At 65.6% G+C, this 17,245-nt stretch carries 12 protein-coding genes; 5 read left to right on the forward strand and 7 right to left on the reverse strand.

What is annotated here, in order from left to right:
• Positions 1-93 precede the first annotated feature (93 nt).
• Complete coding sequence (locus PE058_RS17120; protein ID WP_020085283.1) at positions 94-1,101, forward strand: zinc-dependent alcohol dehydrogenase family protein; 1,008 nt, start codon at positions 94-96, stop codon at positions 1,099-1,101.
• Between the two features lie 109 nt (positions 1,102-1,210).
• Here the strand turns inward: PE058_RS17120 and clpA are convergent, their stop codons facing one another.
• From clpA to PE058_RS17135, 3 genes are all read right to left on the reverse strand, one after another.
• Complete coding sequence (gene clpA, locus PE058_RS17125) at positions 1,211-3,673, reverse strand: ATP-dependent Clp protease ATP-binding subunit ClpA (RefSeq protein WP_020085282.1); 2,463 nt, start codon at positions 3,671-3,673, stop codon at positions 1,211-1,213.
• A gap of 7 nt (positions 3,674-3,680) precedes the next feature.
• Positions 3,681-4,019: an ATP-dependent Clp protease adapter ClpS gene (clpS, locus tag PE058_RS17130; protein ID WP_020085281.1), complete on the reverse strand. Its 339-nt coding sequence runs from the start codon at positions 4,017-4,019 to the stop codon at positions 3,681-3,683.
• A 275-nt stretch (positions 4,020-4,294) separates the two neighbouring features.
• Positions 4,295-4,624, reverse strand: coding sequence for a phasin family protein (locus tag PE058_RS17135; protein ID WP_020085280.1), 330 nt, complete (start codon positions 4,622-4,624; stop codon positions 4,295-4,297).
• Between the two features lie 354 nt (positions 4,625-4,978).
• On the opposite strand from PE058_RS17135, the gene PE058_RS17140 reads away from it, so the two are divergent.
• Both PE058_RS17140 and PE058_RS17145 read left to right on the forward strand, forming a co-directional pair.
• Positions 4,979-6,778, forward strand: a complete 1,800-nt coding sequence (locus PE058_RS17140; RefSeq protein WP_156827294.1) for a D-alanyl-D-alanine carboxypeptidase — start codon at positions 4,979-4,981, stop codon at positions 6,776-6,778.
• An 8-nt stretch (positions 6,779-6,786) separates the two neighbouring features.
• Positions 6,787-7,170, forward strand: a complete 384-nt coding sequence (locus PE058_RS17145) for a hypothetical protein (RefSeq protein ID WP_020085278.1) — start codon at positions 6,787-6,789, stop codon at positions 7,168-7,170.
• A gap of 6 nt (positions 7,171-7,176) precedes the next feature.
• On the opposite strand, the gene PE058_RS17150 is transcribed toward PE058_RS17145, so the two are convergent.
• From PE058_RS17150 to putA, 3 genes are all read right to left on the reverse strand, one after another.
• On the reverse strand, positions 7,177-7,881 hold the full coding sequence (locus tag PE058_RS17150) for a DnaJ domain-containing protein (protein WP_020085277.1): 705 nt from the start codon (positions 7,879-7,881) through the stop codon (positions 7,177-7,179).
• Positions 7,882-8,043: 162 nt separating this feature from the next.
• Entirely contained in the window at positions 8,044-8,823 is a 780-nt protein-coding gene (locus PE058_RS17155; RefSeq protein ID WP_271028951.1) for a VWA domain-containing protein, read from the reverse strand.
• Between the two features lie 93 nt (positions 8,824-8,916).
• Entirely contained in the window at positions 8,917-12,120 is a 3,204-nt protein-coding gene (putA, locus tag PE058_RS17160; protein WP_271028952.1) for a bifunctional proline dehydrogenase/L-glutamate gamma-semialdehyde dehydrogenase PutA, read from the reverse strand.
• Between the two features lie 284 nt (positions 12,121-12,404).
• Here putA and PE058_RS17165 point away from each other — a divergent pair, with 284 nt between their 5' ends.
• Together PE058_RS17165 and panC are read left to right on the forward strand one after the other, a co-directional pair.
• Positions 12,405-15,098 (forward strand): putative bifunctional diguanylate cyclase/phosphodiesterase, encoded by a 2,694-nt coding sequence (locus tag PE058_RS17165; protein WP_271028953.1) that lies wholly within the window; start codon positions 12,405-12,407, stop codon positions 15,096-15,098.
• Between the two features lie 74 nt (positions 15,099-15,172).
• Complete coding sequence (gene panC, locus PE058_RS17170) at positions 15,173-15,988, forward strand: pantoate--beta-alanine ligase (protein WP_026867920.1); 816 nt, start codon at positions 15,173-15,175, stop codon at positions 15,986-15,988.
• Positions 15,989-15,995: 7 nt separating this feature from the next.
• Here the strand turns inward: panC and PE058_RS17175 are convergent, their stop codons facing one another.
• Positions 15,996-16,940, reverse strand: coding sequence for a DMT family transporter (locus PE058_RS17175; protein WP_271028954.1), 945 nt, complete (start codon positions 16,938-16,940; stop codon positions 15,996-15,998).
• Between the last annotated feature and the right edge of the window lie 305 nt (positions 16,941-17,245).

Genomic DNA, 17,245 nt, shown 5'->3' on the forward strand with positions numbered 1-17,245 from the left:
GTTTTCGGCCTTTGGTGCAGGTGGCAATAAGGGTGGGGGCAACCTACGTCTAGGCTTTCGGGAGAGAAACGCCAAAACGGGGATACCCTTTACATGAAAGCCATCAAAGTCGGGCGGCCGCAGAACCTCGACCACCTGAAACTCGCCGAGATCGAGGACCCGGGGCAGCCCGGCGCGGGACAGATCCGCGTCAGGCTCCACGCGAGCTCTCTCAATTATCACGACTACGCGGTCGCGGCCGGCGCCATTCCCGTGCCCGACGGGCGCATTCCGATGTCTGACGGCGCGGGCGTCGTCGAAGCTATCGGCGAAGGCGTGACCGAGTTCGCGGTCGGCGATCACGTCATCTCCGGCTTCTTTCCTCTCTGGCTGGACGGCACCGACCCGCACGGCAACTTTTCCTACGTTCCGGGTGACGGCATCGACGGCTATGCCCGCGAGGCCGTGGTGACGCCCTACCAGTGGTTCACGCACGCTCCCAAGGGCTGGAGCCACGCGGAGGCTGCCACGTTGCCGTGCGCGGGCCTGACGGCTTGGCGCGCGCTCGTGGTGGAAGGCGGCATCAAGGCCGGTGACAGCGTGCTGCTGCTCGGCACGGGCGGCGTCGCGATCATTGCGTTGCAGATGGCGAAGGCCATGGGCGCGACGGTGGCCATCACCTCCTCGTCGGATGCGAAGCTCGAGCGCGCGCGGTCACTCGGGGCGGATTTCACCGTCAACTACAAGTCCGATCCCGAGTGGGGCCGCACGGTGCGCAACTGGACCGGAAAGCGCGGCGTGGACCATGTGCTCGAGATCGGCGGGCCGGGCACGCTCGCGCAGTCGATCGTGGCGAGCCGCATCGGCGGACACATCTCGATGATCGGCATCCTGACCGGCGTGAAGGGCGAAGTGCCGACGCTCGCGCTGATGGCCAAGCAGATCAAGCTGCAGGGCATCATCGTGGGCAGCCGCCAGCATCAGCTCGACATGGTGCGCGGCCTCGATGCGACCGGCATCCGGCCGGTGATCGACAAGACGTTTCCGCTCGCGGGCCTCGCGGATGCCTTCCGTTACGAGGAGACGCAGCAGCACTTCGGCAAGATCTGCGTGGAGATCTAGCGGCCTGCCAAGCGAGGACTACGGCGCTGTTGGTGTCTCAAGGTCAGAAATGAAAAACGCCGCGAAGCCCAAGCTTCGCGGCGTTTTGTTTGTGTGGCGGAGGAGCGTTCTACTCCTCCTTCTTCCTCGGCACGCTCGGGACAGCGCCGCCGGACGAGCGGGAGGCCTTCTCCTTCTTGTCCTTCGGACCGGGAAGCGCCTTGCGGGGCGGCGTAGCCTCGACAAGGGCCGCTTCGGTCGGCTCGTCATCATCCTCGTCCTCGTCGTCCTTCGGACGCGGCTTCTTCGAGGGATCGGCTGGCACGACCTCGAGCGTGAGCTTGCTCTCCTCGCCCTTGCCTTGCACCAGCACCTTCACGGTGCCGCCATTCTCGAGCTTGCCGAACAGAAGCTCATCCGCCAGCGGCTTCTTGATGTGCTCCTGGATGACGCGGGCCAACGGCCGGGCGCCGAACTTCTCGTCGTAGCCCTTCTCGCCGATCCACTTCTGGGCGCCTTCCGACAGCTCGATGGTGACGCCGCGATCCGCGAGCTGCGCCTCGAGCTGGAAGATGAACTTCTCGACCACCTTGGCGATGACCGACGGCGGGAGGCCGGCGAAGGGGATCACCGCATCGAGACGGTTGCGGAACTCGGGCGTGAACAGACGGTTCACGGCCTCTGTGTCCTCGCCCTCCCGCTTCTCGCGGTTGAAGCCCATCGGCGGGCGCGCCATGTCGCTCGCACCGGCGTTCGTCGTCATGATCAGGATGACGTTGCGGAAGTCCACCTGCTTGCCGTTGTGGTCGGTGAGCTTTCCGTGGTCCATCACCTGCAGCAGGATGTTGAACAGATCCGGATGCGCCTTCTCGATCTCGTCCAGCAGCAGCACGCTGTGCGGATGCTGGTCGATGCCGTCGGTCAGGAGACCGCCCTGATCGAAGCCAACGTAGCCGGGAGGCGCGCCGATGAGCCGCGAGACCGTGTGCTTCTCCATGTACTCCGACATGTCGAAGCGCAGCAGCTCGACGCCCATGAGGGCGGCCAACTGCTTGGCGACCTCGGTCTTGCCAACGCCCGTGGGACCCGAGAACAGGTAGCAGCCAATGGGCTTCTCCGGCTCGCGAAGGCCCGCGCGTGCGAGCTTGATCGCGGCGGAGAGCGCCTCGATGGCGTTGTTCTGGCCGAACACGAGACGCTTCAGATCCTTCTCCAGGTTGGAGAGAACCTCGGCGTCCGACTTCGTCACGGTCTTGGGCGGGATGCGCGCCATGGTCGCGACGGTGGCTTCGACCTCCTTCACGGTGATCTTCTTCTTGCGCTTGGCTTCCGGCACCAGCATCTGCGAGGCACCCGTCTCGTCGATCACGTCGATCGCCTTGTCGGGCAGCTTGCGGTCGTGGATGTACTTCGCCGACAGCTCCACGGCGGCCTTGATGGCCTCGCCCGTGTAGCGGAGCTTGTGGAACTCCTCGAAGTAGGGCTTGAGGCCCTTCAGGATGGCGATCGAATCCTCGATCGTGGGCTCCTTCACGTCGATCTTCTGGAAGCGGCGGACGAGCGCGCGATCCTTCTCGAAGTGCTGGCGGTACTCCTTGTAGGTCGTCGAGCCGATGCAGCGCACCGTGCCCGACTGAAGCGCGGGCTTCAGCAGGTTCGAGGCATCCATCGCACCGCCCGACGTCGCGCCCGCACCGATGACGGTGTGGATCTCGTCGATGAACAGGATGGCGCCCGGATAGTTCTCGATCTCCTTCATCACCGCCTTCAGGCGCTCCTCGAAGTCGCCGCGATAGCGCGTGCCGGCGAGAAGGGCGCCCATGTCGAGGGCGAAGATGGTGGCGTGCTTCAGGACTTCCGGAACCTCGCCGCGCAGGATTTTGCGCGCAAGGCCCTCGGCGATGGCGGTCTTGCCGACGCCAGGATCGCCGACGAACAGCGGGTTGTTCTTCTGGCGGCGGCACAGCACCTGGATGGTGCGAAGCACCTCCTGCTCGCGTCCGATCAGAGGATCGATGCGGCCTTCGCGCGCCTTCTTGTTGAGATTGACGCAGTAGGTGTTGAGCGCATCCTGGCCGGGCTTCTTCTCCTCGCCCGCCTCGCTCGCCTGCTCGTCGTCCACGCCGCGCACTCCTCTCGGCTCCGTCATGCCAGCACGCTTGGCGATGCCGTGACTGATGTACTGAACTGCATCGAAGCGCGTCATCTCCTGCTCCTGCAGGAAGAACGCGGCATGACTTTCGCGTTCGGCAAAGATGGCGACGAGCACGTTGGCGCCCGTGACCTCCTCGCGTCCGGAAGATTGCACATGAACGACGGCGCGGTGGATCACGCGCTGGAAGCCGGTGGTCGGCTGCGCTTCGGCGGTGCCCTTGTGCACGAGGTTGCCAAGCTCGGTGTCGAGGTATTCGCTCACGCGGGCGCGGAGCTGGTCGAGGTCCACGTTGCACGCACGCATGACGGCCGCGGCGTCGCGGTCATCGATGAGGGCGGCGAGCAGATGCTCGAGCGTCGCGAATTCGTGGTTGCGCTCGTTGGCGAACTCGAGTGCGCGGTGCAGAGAGGATTCAAGGCTCTTCGAGAAGGATGGCACGTTCGACCTACTCTTTCTCCATGGTGCATTGTAGAGGATGGCCATGCTGGCGTGAGAAGTCCATAACCTGCGTCACCTTCGTCTCGGCGACCTCATAGGTGTAGACCCCACAAATGCCGACGCCCTTGTGATGCACGTGCAGCATGATGCGAGTCGCTTCCTCGCGCCCCTTGCTGAAATACTTCTCCAGCACGAGCACGACGAATTCCATCGGCGTGTAGTCGTCGTTGAGGATCAGAACTTTGTAGAGAGAGGGCTTCTTGGTCTTGGGCCGTGTCTTGGTGACGAGGCCCGTTTTGCCTTCCTCGCCTCCCCGATCGTTCCCGGCGCCGTTCTTGCCCGCCATTCTCAGTCCTAGTGTCATCATACCCGTCGTTTGATCGGTTCCGTGCCCCCGTGGGGGCGTCCCATGTTCGTCTCACTACATGTTACGCAGCTAGCTTGCGCCAGCAATGCCCTTCGCAACCTCCCGAGGGCGAGATGCAAGGTCCATGAAGCTGATCAAACCAATCGGGCGAAATGAAAGTAGGGTGCCTCGGCAAATAAAAAAGGCCCAGGGCTGAGCGCCTGGGCCTCTCATTTCGTCGCTGCGGAGCCGGAAACCGACGTCCATGAGCCGCCTTACCTGCCGTTCTGGAAGGCCTTCTCGACGGGCTTGTACGCGTCCTTGGCAATATTGGTGTACAGGCTGCCAATCTTAGTCATCTGATGGATGTAGTCGTCATAGGCGCGCTTGGCGAAGCTCGCCTGGATCTCGAAGGCCTGCTCGACGGACTTGGCCGCGGCGAGCTTCTCGAAGGTGGCCGTGCCATCCTCGAACGCGCGCTTGGAGTAGTCGGTGATCTCGGCGGCAATTGCCTGCCAGCCCTTGTTCCAATCGCCGAAAAACTTGAGGGCAGTGTCGACGTTGACCTGGCCGAACTTCTGGAAGTCCTGGAAATTGTTCGTCATTAGGATGCCTACTGCTGCTAATCGGTTGAAGAAGCCGCGATATTCGGCGGACGACGTCCTATTACGTTAGGCGCACCGCACCATTCTTTCAAGTCTTTTTGTTGCGTCGCAACATAAGGGCTAATCCGGTGGTAAGCGTGACCGAGACGTTAACTTTATCGAAGCAAGCCTCGGCTAGGTTGGCAGCCCATTCTATCCACGGGGGATTTTGCCCTGCCGTGGACGGAAGCCGGCCGTAAAGTGGCCCAGAAGAATAGGCATTGAGGCCCGGTTCAGATATGGTTGAGGCTCCGGCATCGCGCCGCGCCGGCTTCGACCTTTCGACAACGAGCGACACGGGGGAAGGGGGGCTCATTGGCGACTGTCGTCATCCGATCGATGCTCCTGCTGCTCGCCGTATGTGGGCTGGCCGTCCTGCCGGCCGAGAGCGCTCGAGCCCAGAACAAGGCCGCGTCCATGGTGATCGATGCCAACACCGGAAAGGTGTTGCACGAGCAATTCGCCGACGCGCCCCGCCATCCGGCCTCGCTTACCAAGATGATGACGCTGTACATGGTGTTCAGCGAGATCGAAGCGGGCCGTCTCAGCTACGACACCAAGATCAAGGTCAGTACCAAGGCCGCCGGCGTGGCGCCGTCCAAGCTCGAGCTGGAAGCGGGCGACGAGATCGAGGTGCTCGACGCGGTCAAGGCGCTCATCACGAAATCCGCCAACGACATGGCGGTTGCTCTTGCCGAACATATCGGCGGCAACGAGGTGGCCTTCTCGCGCATGATGACAGAGCGGGCGCGGCAGATCGGCATGCGCTCGACGCTGTTCTTCAACGCCTCGGGCCTGCCGGACCCCCGTCAGATCACGACGGCGCGCGACATGCTCACGCTGGCGCTCAGGCTTCAGGACGATTTTCCGAAGCACTACCGGCTGTTCTCGCTCACGTCCTTCACCTACCGCGGCAAGACCTATCGCTCGCACAACACGCTGATGCACGGCTTCCCCGGCATGGACGGCATCAAGACCGGCTACACGCGTGCCTCTGGCTTCAATCTCGTCTCCTCAGTGAAGACAGACAACAAGCACATCGTGGCTGCCGTGTTCGGCGGCAAGACCGCAGCGGCCCGCAATGCGCATATGCGCATGCTGCTTTACCGGGCGCTCGAGGGCGCCTCGACGGAGCGCACGCGCAAGGGCTCGCAGATGCTCGTCGCGTCGGCTCGTCCCGTGATCAAGCAGACCGCGGTCGAAACGATGGACGTCGCGTGGTCGACCGAAACCAAGTCCACGGAAACCAAGGCGCCCAAGAAAGCCGCCGAGAAGCCAGTGAAGCCCCCGGCCAAGGCCGCCGCGAAGGTGCCTCCGCCCACCCCTGCAGTTCGCCCGGCCCCGCCTCAGGTCGCAGCCGAGCGTAGCGCGCCGCCCGCTGGGCGAGACCAGATCGCGCAGGTGCTCTCCAACAGCGCCCCGCCTTCGGCGCCACCCGGAAACGGCGGAACCGTAGTGGCCGCCGCGCAGCCGCTCGCCTCCCCGCCGCGCCTCGATCTCGAGGCCCTGCGTGAGGCGATGTCCGAGGAGAACGAACCCCAGGGCGACGCGTCCGCAACGGCGGCGGCCCCGCCCGTCCAAGCGTCTGCCGCGCCCGGCCCGCAGGACATCGCGAGCCTGATCCGCAATTCCATCGTCGAAGGGGCGCCCACTGCGCGCACGCTTCCCAACCCGCAGGCCGACGCAGCGACCGCGCGGCCGCCGTCCACGCTCGACTCGCAGGCAAGTGCGCTCACGGCCGCCTATCGTGCGCCGGCCCAGGACACGGGATCTCTGCGGGTTGCCGATGCCGGTCGCACCGCTTCTCCGCCTCCGGGGCTTCCACCCTCTCATCTCCAGGGGCCTCAGGCCGCGCGCGCTCCCGCTGGGTCTGCCTATGAGATCCAGATCGGCGCCTACAGCACGGCAGTCGAAGCGCAGACGAAACTCGAAGCCGTGCGCACGCGCGCAAACGCCCTGCTGCAAGGGCACACGGGCGTCACCATTCCCGTGCAGCGCGCGGACCGCCAGATGTACCGGGCGCGTTTCGTGAACTTCAACGAGCAAGCCGCGTCCAACACCTGCCTCGAGCTGCGGCGGCTTGCCATCGACTGCTTCGTGATGAAAGCGGAGTAGCGGGCGCCGTGGACAGCGTGCTGGTGCAGAGTTGGCTTTCGACAGCCGGTATCGCCATCGATCTTATGGGTTTCGTGCTGCTGCTGCGCGAGTGGTGGCTCGCCTTCTTCCATGAAACCGCGACGCTCGAATACGAGAAGCAGCGCTCGTGGGAGCGCTCGCTGCGCCATCATCACCATACGCATGCGTCCGAGCAGCTCCGGTCGCACCTCGATGCCTCGGCTCGCATTCACGACGAGATGGCCGAGCGCAGTGCCCGCGACCGGCATGTGGCGACCTTGAGGTCCCGCAAGCAGGTGTTCGTGCTGGCTACCGCGCTGATCGTGCTCGGCTCCTTGCTGCAGCTCGCAGGCGCGCTGCCGGGGCCGATCTTCTCCCGCCTTCTGCCGTGATCGCGCTCAGGAGCGCTGGTTGAGCAGCACGTCCTTGGCCTCGTTCACCTGAGCGGCGAGATACGTCGAGCCGCCGCGATCGGGATGGAGCTTCAGCATCAGATCGCGATGAGCCCGGCGGATCTCCTCGTCGCTCGCGCCTGGAGCGATACCCAGGATCTCGTAAGCCTCGGCGGGCTGCATGCGCCCGTCGTGGTCGCGCATGGCGCGCTCGCCCCGCGAGACGTCCTCTCGCCAGGTCGGATGAATGCGATCGAGATAAGCTTCCAGAAGCTGAGCGGACTGGGGATCGACGAAGCGGCAATCGTGCCAGAGAAGGGCGACCTCGGCGGGCTTCAAGCTGTCGAGGTCACGGCCGGTGAACAGGCCCTTCAGCACCTTTCCCGACATGGCGCCGCTATCGTGATCGAGCTCCATGGCGAGGTGCTCGGTCGTCACTTTCGACATCTGCCCCGACGACTTGGTGGAGGAGCCGCCGCCCCAGCGCGGGGTCTGGCCGTTCCATCCCAGGAGCCACGAGCCAAGCATGCCGAGCAGAGCCGCGGGCCCCGCCATCCCGCGCACCAGCAAGATCGTCGCCGCGCCGAGGGCCAGCGCGCCGCCAGCCAAACGCATCTGGCGCGCCATGACCGCCGGATTGGCGCGGGTGAAGCCTCCGACCGCCAGCAGCGCCAGGACGAGGGCGGCAAGGCCGAGTAGAAAAAACTGCATCAGCGCATCACTCTCGGCAAAGTCTCATCCGGTCTCTGTCTGAACCGGCGCATCTCGTAGACGGATCCGGCCACTTCCATCCGACGCAACCCTGGCAGATTTCGGTCGCGGCCGCGCCGTATCCGATCAATCGCACGCGGGAATCTTGGCCTCAACAAGGATTTAGCGGCCCATCTGTCCGAGGAGGCGGCGGGCGCCCTCTCCTTCCGGCCGCCCGAGCAGGGCCTGGAGGGCCTTCTGGCCGCCCGCCGCGTAGACGGCAACGGCCGTCAGCAATGCGCGCAGCTCGGCCGCCGAGCCAGGCCCGAAGCGGCAGTGCGCGCCTTTTGTCAGGCGGGCAATCTCCCTGAACGCGCGCGTGGCGTTCGCGTCGTCGCCTTCCTGGAACAGGAACGCCGGGACGCCGAGCAACGCCAGTTCGCCTGCGCGCCCTGCCAGATCATCGATGGATTCCTCGACCGCGTCTCCAACGTAAACGAGGGCGCTGATCTTGGCCTTCTCCGACTCGCGGCGTGCGTGCGCCAGCACTTTGCCGATCTGGGTGAAGCCGCCGTGGCAGGCGACCTGACGCATGAGGCTCGCGAGCGCATCCGCATTCGAGACCCAGCGCGAGGCGCGCGCTTCTCCGGCGCCGCGGAAATACATGAGCTGCACTTCGAGCGAGCCGATCTCCTTCACCGCACGGAACATCTCGGACTGGAGCGCCAGCGCCATGTCCCAGGTGGGCGCACGGCTCATGGTGGCATCCATCGCGAACAGGAGGCGGCCGCGGGCCGCTCCGCTGGCGGGGCCGAGGGCCTTCACCTTGGCCACGAAGGCGGCCACCTCGGCGCTGGTGGCGGCGGCAGGTGCGCGGGCGGCACCGGCTTCATTGGCCGGCGCTTTTCCCTGCTTGATGTCAGGTCCTTGCTTGATGTCAGGCGTCTTGGTTTCGCGCGTCATGGCCTCGCGTCGCCGGCTCCCTGGATCGGACACTCCACCTTAACATGGAGCACCGTGCACGGCGCGACAATGGCCCGGGCCGCGAGATCCGCTCTAGTCGCTGCTCGCGACGCCGTCCGTGAGGAGGCCGACGTTGCCGCCCGTCGCGGTGATGTCGGTCGTGCGGACGCGCTCGGCGGCGAAGCGCACCAGATAGTTCGGGCCGCCCGCTTTGGGGCCGGTGCCGGAGAGGCCCTCGCCGCCGAACGGCTGGACTCCCGGCACGGCGCCGATCTGATTGCGGTTGACGTAGAGGTTGCCGACGCGCGCGTGCTCGGCCACGTAATCGGCCACGTTGCCAATGCGGCTGTGAAGACCCAGCGTCAGGCCGTATCCCGTCGCGTTGATGGCCTCGACCACCTTCGGCAAATGGCCGCCTGCGAAGCGGACCACATGCAGGACGGGACCGAATACCTCGCGTTCGAGAAGCCCCATGCGCTCGATCTCGTAGCAGGCGGGCGTAACGTAGGTGCCGGCGCGGCAGTCGTTAGGCAGCCGCAGGTCGATCAGCTCGCGGCCGTCGCGCTGCATGCGGACCTTGTGGGCTTCGAGCGTATCCTGAGCCGCCTCGTCGATCACGGGGCCGACGTCGGTCGCGTAGTCGAAGGGATCGCCGACATCGAGCGCCTCGATGGCGCCTGTCAACATGCGGAGCGTCCGGGTCGCGATCTCCTCCTGCACGAAGATCACGCGCAGCGCGGAGCAGCGCTGGCCGGCGCTGTCGAAGGCGGAGCGGACGGCATCGCGCACCACCTGCTCGGGAAGCGCACTCGAATCTGCGATCATCGCGTTGAGGCCGCCGGTCTCGGCGATGAAGGGAACGATGTCGCCACGGCGCTCGGAAAGCGCCTTCTGGATGGCCCAGGCGGTGTCGTTGCCGCCAGTGAAGGCCACGCCCTTGATCTTCGGCGATTTGACGAGAGCAGCGCCCACAGCGCCGCTTCCGGTGAGAAGGTGCAGCACGTCCCTGGGGACGCCCGCCTCATGCAGGATGCGCACGGCAAGCATGGCCGTGATCGGCGTCTGCTCGGCAGGCTTTGCGAGCACGGGATTGCCGGCTGCGAGCGCGGCGGCGATCTGGCCGACGAAGATGGCGAGCGGGAAATTCCACGGCGCGATGCAGGCGAAGGGGCCGCGGCCGTGCAGATCGAGGGTGTTGCTCTCGCCCGTCGGTCCCTTGAGGGATACGGGCACGCTCATGAGACGGCGGGCCTCGACCGCATAGTAGCGGAGCAGGTCGGCGGCTTCGCGCACCTCGGCCAGGGCCGCGGGCAGCGTTTTGCCGGCCTCGCGCACGAGCACCGCCATGAGGCGGGCGCGGTCGCGCTCGATCATGTCGGCAGCGAGGTCGAGAATTTTCGCGCGTTGAGGCCCGCCGAGCTTGTTCCAGCCGTGGGCCGCCCGCTCGGCGCTCGCGAGCGCGGTATCGACGTCGCGGGGCGTCGCGATGCGAACGCTGCCCAGGCGCTCGCGCCTGTCGTGCGGGCACGTCAGCAAGGCCGCCTGCGGGCCGCCGATCGTCTCCACGCCGTCGACGATGGGACCGGCGTCGAACGGGTGGACGAGCGCCGCCTCCATGTCCGCCACAAGCGCCCTGCGCGCGGTGCGGTCCGTCAGCGCCACGCCGAACGAGTTCTTGCGCTCCGGCCAATAGATGTCGCGCGGGCGCGGCAGTGGTTTCGCGGTGCCGGGATCCTGGCGCTCCCGCTCGGCGATCTCCACGGGATCGCGGATGATCTGGGCGATGGGCGCTTCGTCGTCCGCCAGACGATTGACGAACGATGTGTTGGCGCCGTTCTCGAGAAGGCGGCGGACGAGATAGGACAAGAGGTCCTCATGCTCGCCCACGGGCGCGTAGATGCGGCAGGGGTGGATGAGCTTGCCGGGCGCGGAGACTTCCTCATAGAGCGCCTCCCCCATGCCATGCAGGCGCTGGAACTCGAAGGCCGTCTGCCCGGCCGCGACCACGGCCGCGGCAACGGTGTGGGCGTTGTGGGTCGCAAACTGCGGATAGAAGGCTTTGGAATCCGACAGGACGAGCCGCATGCAGGCGAGATAGGAGACGTCCGTATGCAGCTTGCGGGTGAACACGGGATAGTCGGCGAGGCCGCGCTCCTGCGCCCATTTGATCTCGCTGTCCCAGTAGGCGCCCTTCACGAGGCGGAGCGGGATGCGCTTTCCACCCGCTTCCGACAGCCGGCGCAGCCAGCGGATGGTGGGGATCGCGCGCTTTCCGTAAGCCTGAACCGCGAGACCGAGCCCGGTCCAGCGCTCGAGGGCCGGATCGGTGTAGGCGCGCGCAAAGAGGTCGAGCATCAGCTCGTGGCGATCCTGCTCCTCCGCATCGATGGTGACGGCGAGGCCGCGTGCTTCCGCCGCCCTCAGCAAGGCGAGAAGACGCGGGTAAAGCTCGTCTGCGAGGCGGGCTTCCTTGCCGGGCTCGTAACGGGGATGGAGCGCCGAAAGCTTCACCGAAAGGCCCGGGCGCGCGATCAGCGCATCGGGATGGGAAAGCGGATTGGGACCGGCTGCTTCCCCCACGGCCTCGATGGCGCCCATGTAGCGCTCGAAATAGCGCTCGGCATCCTTCGCCGTCTTCGCCGCCTCGCCCAGCATGTCGTAGGAGAAGCGGAAGCCGCGCGCCTCGTAGGGCGCCGAGCGGGACAAGGCATCGCGAATGGAACGGCCCAGCACGAACTGGTCGCCGAGCACCTTGACCGCCTGGCGCACCGCCTGCCGGATGACGGGCTCGCCCGAGCGCGCGGCGAGGCGCTTCAGGGCCTCCCACGGATTGGAGCCGCGGGCCTCCCGAAGCTTCACGAGACGGCCGGTGAGCATGAGCGCCCAGGTCGACGCGTTGACGAGCGTGCTGTCGGAATGCCCGCGATGGCGCTCCCACTGGCCGCCCGCGATCTTCTCGGCGATGAAGCGATCGGCGGTTTCGGAATCGGGAATGCGCAGCAAAGCCTCGGCGAGGCACATCAGGATGATGCCTTCCTCGCTCGAAAGCCCGTACTCGCGCATGAAGGCGTCGATGCCGCCGTGGTTGGCGACACCGGCGCGCGCAGCCGTGACAAGCGTGCGCGCGATCTCGGAGACGCGGCGGCGCTCCTCGTCTGTGAAGACGGCGCGCTCCACCAGACCGCCTACGAGGCGCGTCTCGTCCGAAAGATAATGGGCCGCGATCTCATCGCGCGGCGGAACCTGGACCTCGCCGGCGGTTGTACCAGCGAACTCGGATTTTCTCAGCGCGACCATGAAGTCCCCTCTTCTCGACGGGAGCACACCTGATTCTTCCGGCCATTGCACTGTAGCAGATGGAACTTGGCTGTGAGTTGTACAACGCCCCCGTGCCTCTGCGGCCCCGTATGATGCGGGATTTTCCGGGCCTCGGCCGCCCGATTGCCCGCTCGACCGATCTCCGTGATCGCCCCCTCATGTTGCGGCGCGGAATGCCTGATCCTGCAATTTCTTAAATTTATATGATCCATCAGTTGTTTACGACTTGAAGATAAGATGACACCGCAAGCCAGGGAGGCTTCGTGAAAAACCGGGACGAGATCTCGGGCGCCGTCGGCAAAGTCCTACCTGAGGATCCTGCGCCGGCTTCCGGCGCCCCCACAAAACGCCGTCGTGTCTGGAGCGGAAAGATCCACCGGGTCTATTTCGTCCTGGCGGCCATCGATCTCCTCGTCATGGTCGCGAGCCTGTCGCTCGCCCATCACGGCAACACACTGCTCTATGGGGCCGTCCAATCCACGCTGACGCGCAATGCGCTACTCGCCAACATCGACGAGCTGCGCACGCTCGCAGGCCGCGTCAGCGCTCCCGGCAACGACGTGTTCCAGAGCAAGGAGCCCACCCGCGAGGCAGCCCAGCTCAAATCGGCCATCACGGAGACGCGTCACCACATCGACAGCCTGCTGACCGGGCTCGCGAACAACGACGAGGAATGGCTGCTCGCCCAGCAGCGCGTCCACATCCGGAAGATCGACGATCTCATCCTGGGGCTCGCCGTCCAGGCGAGAAGCGTGCTCGGCGCGTACCAGGCCGGCGACATCGATACTGCGCTCGCGCGCAGCGCGCGGCTCAACCAGCAACTCCGTTACGTTCATTTCACCATCGGCAAGGCCGCAGAGGCCATGCGCAAAGCCGAAGCCTCCGAGAAGGTCTCGCGCCTCGAGATTTCGCATGAGCTGAGCTACATCGAGGCGATGCTGGCTATCATCGTGCTCTCCGTGGTCGGCTGCGTCACCATCTACGGAAACCGGCTCGCGCGCCTGTTCCAGGCTCAGAACGACGAGCTCGCCAGCTTCAACGATGCGCTCGAAGCGCGCGTTGCGGACCGCACGGCAGAGCTCGCAGCCGCGAACGTACGAACCCAGGCTCTCAATTCCGAGCTTGCCCTCAAGGTGCGAGAGCTTCGCGATGCGCAGGCGGAGATGATCCGAAAGGATGAGCTCATCCTTCAGAACGCTCGGTTCGACGCCGCTTTGCAGCACATGCCGATCGGCATGTCTTGGTTCGACTCCGAGAGCCGCCTCGTAACCTGTAACCGGGCCTACCTGGAGGTTTACGGATTCGCTCCCGAGATGGCACAGGCTGGAAGCTCTATCGACGCACACTTCAGAGCCATCAAGGGGCTTATCCCACGCAACGAAGATCCGCGCCGCGCCGAGCTGCTCGACGAGCACCTGACGCAGCACCGCGTGGAGATGGACTCGGGCGGGCGATGGACCACCGAGAGCGAGCTTTCCGAAAGCAAGATCGTGCGGGTCACCTCAGGCCCAATCCCCAACGGCGGATGGATCTTCATCCATGAGGACATCACGGACGAGCGCCGCCGTGCCGCCAAGATCGAGCATTTGAGCGGGCACGATTCCCTCACCGACCTGCCGAACCGCATGTTGCTGCGCGCGCAGCTCGACAGGCTTCTCGCGTCGCTCCCGGCGCATGGGCATGTCTGCGTGCATCACCTGGACCTCGCCCGCTTCAAGGACGTGAACGACACGTTCGGCCATGTGGTGGGCGACGAGGTGATCCGTCAGGTCGCCGATCGCCTTCGTGCATGTATCGGCGACGGCGACATGGTGTTCCGCATCGGCGGCGACGAGTTCGTGCTGCTGCAGACCGTACACAACACCGCCGAGGACGCTCCGCGCCTTGCGAACCGCATCCTGGAAGTGGTCGGAGAGCCGTTCGAGATCGGCGGGCAAATCGTGAAGATCGACGGAAGCGTCGGCTTCGCCATCGCACCCGAGGATGGAAACACGACCGAGTTGCTGGCCCGTCATTCGGACGTCGCGCTGCGCGGGGCGAAATGCGAGGGGCCGGGCCATTGGAAGGCGTTCGAGGCCGGCATGGAAGAGCGGCTGCGCGAGCGGCGGGGGCTCGAAAGAGACCTGCGCGCGGCCCTCAGCAACGGCGAGCTCGAAGTGCACTACCAGCCGATCCTCGGCGCGACGACACGCAGGATCTGCGGCGCGGAAGCGCTGCTGCGCTGGCGCCATCCGACGCGCGGCATGGTCTCGCCCGCGGAGTTCATTCCGGTGGCCGAAGAGAGCGGCCTCATCGGCGACATCGGCGCCTGGGTTTTGAGGACCGCTTGCGCGCAGGCCGCAAACTGGCCGACGGGCATGCGGATCAGCGTCAACCTTTCGCCGCTGCAATTCAAGAAGGGCGGCCTCGTCTCGCTGGTCGCGGACACGCTGGCCGAGACCGGCCTCGCCCCTGGCTGCCTCGAACTCGAACTTACCGAAACCGCGCTTCTCTCCGACGGGGACCAGACGGTGGACGTGCTTCAGCAGATCCGCGCACAGGGCGTGCGCATCGCGCTCGACGATTTCGGAACGGGATACTCCTCTCTCGCCTATCTTCGCCGCTTCCCGTTCGACAAGATCAAGATCGACCGCTGCTTCATCTCCGACCTCAGCGACGAGCGCGACGATGCGGTGGCGTTCGTGCGGGCGATCTGCGCGCTCGGTCAGGCGCTCAACCTTACCATCACGGCCGAGGGCGTGGAGACGGAGGAACAGCTCACCGCCGTGGCGCGAGAGGGCTGCTCCGAGATCCAGGGATACATCTTCAGCCCGCCGGTGCGCGCCGATGTGCTCGGCGAGCTCATTCGCGGCCCGAGCGGCCCCCTGCCCGGCATGCCGCAGTCTTTGCGGGACACGTTCAAGCTTTCGGCCACCTCCATCCTGCCCTTCGAAAAGACCTCCGCACAGACCTCTTGACGCGGAGGCCGGCGCGGCGTCACCTCCCGCAGCCCCGGGCAGCCTTCTTCTCTGACGGGGAGGCGAGGTAGGTCTTGAAAGTAGTCCGGACAATCACAGATTTGCGGGCCGAAATCGCACGGTGGCGCTCGGCCGGGGAAACGGTGGCACTGGTGCCCACCATGGGCGCGCTCCACGCCGGGCATATCGCGCTCGTGGCAGCGGGCCTCGCGATCGCCGACCGCGTCGTCGTCTCGATCTTCGTCAATCCCACTCAGTTCGCCCCGCATGAGGATCTTGCCCGCTATCCGCGGGATGAAGCGGGCGACGTATCCAAGCTGGCGGGGGCGGGCGCCCATCTCGTCTGGGCGCCTTCGGTCGCGGACATGTACCCGGAGGGCTTTGCGACGCAGATCGTGGCGGGAGGCGCGGCCCTTCCGCTCGAAGGAGCGTTCCGGCCGCATCACTTCGGCGGCGTGGCCACCGTCGTCTGTAAGCTCGTCTCGGCGGTGACGCCCAACGTCGCGCTGTTCGGCGAAAAGGATTTCCAGCAGCTCGCGGTTATCCGCCAGATGGTGCGCGATCTCGCGCTGCCGGTCACGATCCAAGGCGTGCCGACCGTGCGGGAGGAGGACGGCCTCGCGCTCTCCTCGCGCAACGCCTATCTTTCAGACGACGAGCGCTATATCGCGCCCATGCTTCACAAGGTCATCTCCGAGGTGGCGCGCGGGCGCGACCCGCAGGACGCGGGCAACGCCCTGCTCGCCGCGGGCTTTTCCAAGATCGACTACATCGAGGTGCGGGACGCCGAGACGCTTGCGCCCTTTGCGCCCGGCTCCGGGCGGCCCGGGCGGGTGCTCGCGGCCGTCTGGCTCGGAAAAACCCGGCTGATCGACAACGTGGCGATCTAGTTCGGCTTCAGAGTGCGGCGGACTTCGGGCTTCGCGTCGCGAGCCAGAGACCCGACGCGATCAAGCCGATGCCGAGCGCGTGGTAAGCCTCGAGCCGCTCGCCGAGAAGCAAGACGGCGAGCAGGATTCCGAACACCGGAATGAGGTGCACGGTAAGCCCTGCCGTATTGGCGCCGACCAGCTCCACGGTGCGGTTGAAGGCCATATACGCCAAAATGGAGGCGCATACGGCCACATAGCCGATCGCCATCAACGATCCCGGACTCGCAGGCATCGGGCCGACGAGGACGGTTTCGGCAACGTAGAAAGGCAGGAGCAGCATCGCGCCGAGGCCGAAGCTCGCGAAGGCGAAGCTGAACCCATGCACGGCGGGGCGCAGGCGCAGAAGCGCCGTGTAAATTGCGTAGCTCACCACGGCGGCCAGCATCCAGAGATCGCCGGGCCGGAAGTCGAGATGGGCCAAAATGGCGGGATCGCCGTGCGCGGTCAGCACCAGCGTTCCGGCCAGCGACACCAGGATGCCGAAGGCCTGGAGCGGGCTCACCCGATCGCGGAAGATCAAATAGGTGGCGAGCACGACGACGATCGGCATCGCCGTCTGGAGCATGACGATGTTGATTGCGGTGGTCGTGTGGGCCGCCATGTAGAGGAAGGTATTGAATACGCTAATGCCCAGCGTGGTGAGCAGCAGCATGATCGGCCAGCTTGCCAGCATCATGGGGACATCGCGGCGCAGATGGCGCCAGGCGAGCGGCAAGATGACAATCGCGGCGACCGTCCAGCGCCAGAATGCCAGCCCGATCGGGGGCACCTCGCCCGCGATGGAGCGCGCAACGATGGCGTTTCCGGCCCAGAACAGGCCGGGCAGAAGCATGAGGAAGCGCGGCTCATCCGCAAGGACGCGCACCCACTTGGCCAAGGCGAACGAACCGCCCTCAGCTTCTTTCGCCATCGTCTATTTTCCCGTATTGCAGTCGGCGCCTGCCGGATCGGACCGGCAGGTGATAGCAGGATCGGTGGAGGTGCTCCAAAATATTGGAACATGGCCCTCGGGCGGCGTTTCAGCGCACCAAATCTCATGAGCACCGCACTTTAGCCACTCAAATACTTGAGAAAATGCGTTTCACTGTGGCCCCTTGGCATGCCTATCTTGCCAATCCACAGCGCTCCGTGCCACCTGTCGCGGCAAGCGACGACCATCGTAGATTCGGGCTCCGCGCTCACATCCGTCCCGCGTACAGCCGCCGGGCCACGCCT

Origin of the sequence: Hyphomicrobium sp. DMF-1 (assembly GCF_027886585.1) — a bacterium.
Taxonomy (GTDB): Bacteria; Pseudomonadota; Alphaproteobacteria; order Rhizobiales; family Hyphomicrobiaceae; genus Hyphomicrobium_C; species Hyphomicrobium_C zavarzinii.